We start from the raw sequence: 988 nt of genomic DNA, 5'->3' as shown, positions 1-988 counted from the left end.
TTTCATCACCGCAGGCTTTTTTGTCCTGCTGGGTGCGACGCTGGCCAGCTTCTTCTTCCAGATCAGCGGTCTGCAACTGGCGATCAGCGCAGGTTTCGTGCTGTTCTCCTCGGTCTGCATTCTGTTCCAGACCAGTGCCATCATTCACGGCGCGAGCGCAACTACATCATGGCGACCATCAGCCTGTATGTATCGATCTACAACCTCTTCATCAGCCTGTTGCAGCTGTTCGGCATCATGAGCCGCGACGACTGATCGCAAGCCTTGAGTAAAAAACCCGCTTCGGCGGGTTTTTATCGCCTGCGATTTGTGCGAACAGCTAGGCCATCGGCGGCAACCGGCGTTTGACCGGGTTTTCTTGACGATCGCGGTTTGGTTTCAGCGTGGGTGTTGGGCGGTCGAGCAGGTGTCCAGTTGCTCCATCGAGCGTACGTGCAGGCGCGCGATGAAGCAGTCGTCGCCGGTCACCTTGTCGCACTCTGTAAACTCGGGATCGCCATGATTTGCCGTTCCACTTCCTGTAACTGGCCTGGCAGCGGGCGAACGCGCACAATGGCCTGAAGTTGATAGCCGAAGCACTTCGGATCGATTTCAACGGTGTAGCCCTTGAGCACACCACGTTCCTCGAGGCGACGCAGGCGTTCGGCAACGCTGGCGAGGACAGGCCACTGATCTGCGCCAGGGCCTTGAGCGAGCGTCGCGAGTCTTCCATCAATGCCGTGATCAGCACTTGGTCGATGTCATCGGTCATGGCGAAAACCTCTATTAGGCTGTTATTCAAATCGCCTTGATAAAAAAGGCAGATGCCGAGTTTAGCCTGATATTGCGCTGGAGAAGCGCCTTGGCTGATTGGCATACTTTGTCCACAAACAGAGGAGTCTGAAGATGGACAAACAATACGTCGCGGCTCGTTCGAAATGACTGCCGCCATGCTGATCTCCGGGACTATCGGCTGGTTTGTGCTGGTGTCGGGGCAACCGGTGCTGGA

At 56.3% G+C, this 988-nt stretch carries 2 pseudogenes; one reads left to right on the top strand and one right to left on the bottom strand.

What is annotated here, in order from left to right:
- Nucleotides 1-255: pseudogene (locus CES87_RS32190) on the top strand (Bax inhibitor-1 family protein); the annotation flags it as partial.
- Nucleotides 256-319: 64 nt separating this feature from the next.
- On the opposite strand, the pseudogene CES87_RS32185 reads toward CES87_RS32190, so the two are convergent.
- A pseudogene (locus tag CES87_RS32185) lies at nucleotides 320-751 on the bottom strand (Lrp/AsnC family transcriptional regulator).
- Nucleotides 752-988: the final 237 nt, after the last annotated feature.

It is taken from the genome of Pseudomonas sp. ERMR1:02 (assembly GCF_002277815.1).
GTDB lineage: Bacteria > Pseudomonadota > Gammaproteobacteria > Pseudomonadales > Pseudomonadaceae > Aquipseudomonas.
Note: the sequence above shows the minus strand (reverse complement) of the source record. Positions and strands in the feature narration are given on the sequence as shown.